Source organism: Nitrosophilus sp., assembly GCF_982775275.1.
The window spans coordinates 1-1,386 of record NZ_CEXZHP010000288.1 but is presented as its reverse complement, the minus strand read 5'-3'; the positions used below and the strand labels follow the sequence as shown (position 1 = coordinate 1,386).

At 38.7% G+C, this 1,386-nt stretch carries 1 protein-coding gene and 1 pseudogene; one reads left to right on the top strand and one right to left on the bottom strand.

Annotated elements, in window-relative coordinates; genetic code table 11:
* Nucleotides 1–205 (bottom strand): annotated as a pseudogene (locus AC30RD_RS09340) (flagellar assembly protein A); the annotation flags it as partial.
* A gap of 92 nt (nt 206–297) precedes the next feature.
* Between AC30RD_RS09340 and murJ the strand changes: the two are divergent.
* A partial coding sequence (murJ, locus tag AC30RD_RS09335) for a murein biosynthesis integral membrane protein MurJ (protein WP_489494267.1) occupies nt 298–1,386 on the top strand: 1,089 nt, incomplete at its 3' end.

Sequence of the window (1,386 nt, the reverse complement as noted above, 5' to 3'; positions counted from 1 at the left end):
CTTCCCACTCCCCCTCTTTCTCGTTTGAGTTTTTTCGGGTATAACTTTGTACACTTAAAATATTAAAATCCAAAAGTTCAGGTTTCATATCGTAAGAGTTTGCAAGTTTAAATATCTCTTTAGCGACATTTTGTGTTCGCACAACTGTCGGTCTTACCTTTTTTATAACTGCCGTTTTTTTCTTCCCTGAACCAAAAAGTGCCATTTTTTTCCCATCATTGTAAAATATAGTGCGTAAAGTTTGGCTATTTTAACCTAAGATTTGTTAAAATTTCGTAAAACTTATAAAAGAGCCTTATGTTCAAAGCAATTTTTACCAACAGTTTTGGTATTTTATTTTCCCGTATTTTAGGATTTATTCGCGATTTGCTCACAGCTTCCATCCTTGGTGCTAATATCTACAGTGACATCTTTTTTATCGCTTTTAAACTCCCCAATCTCTTTCGCCGCATCTTTGCAGAGGGTGCTTTTACGCAGGTGTTTCTGCCCGCTTTTGCACGTTCAAAACACAAAGCGGTTTTTAGTATCCATATCTTTCTTACATTTATCTCTATCATTGTACTTATAACTCTTTTGGTAAACCTTTTTCCCGCTCTTTTTACAAAAGCGATAGCAGTAGGGTTTGAACCACACACCATCACCATGGCAGCCCCTTTTGTTGCCATAAATTTTTGGTATCTTCCTTTGATTTTTGGTGTGACATTTTTAAGCACCATTTTACAGTACAAACACCATTTTGCCACATCTGCTTTTGCAACGGCACTCTTAAACCTCTCCCTTATTGCGGCACTTGTACTCTCCAAAGAGAAATCACAGCAAGATATTGTTTTGTATTTGAGTTACGGTGTGGTTACAGGGGGTATCTTACAGCTTGCCATCCATTGTTATACCATCTATAAACTTGGTGTGTGCAAACTTCTTGTGGGTGGTGCTTTGCATCTTCAAAAAAAAGGTGTGCTTCTAAAGCATGAAACCAAAAAGTTTCGTAACAACTTTTTTCCCGCAATGTGGGGAAACTCTACCGCTCAGGTAAGTGCTTTTTTAGATACTTTTTTAGCCTCTTTTTTGGTAACAGGGAGCATCTCCTACCTTTACTATGCCAACAGAATTTTTCAGCTTCCTCTTGCACTTTTTGCTATTGCCACCTCAGTAGCACTCTTTCCCCGTGTAGCGCGCTACTTAAAAAACAACGATGAGAACAAAGCACTTGTACACCTTCAAAAAGCGTTTTGGTTTTTGGCTTTTATTTTAACAGCAAGCACGCTTGGGGGCATTATCTTAGCACAGGAGATTGTATGGCTCTTGTTTGAGCGGGGTGCTTTTGAAGCGCACGATACGGCACAAACCGCTTTGGTTTTACAAATGTATCTTCTTGGGTTACTCCCT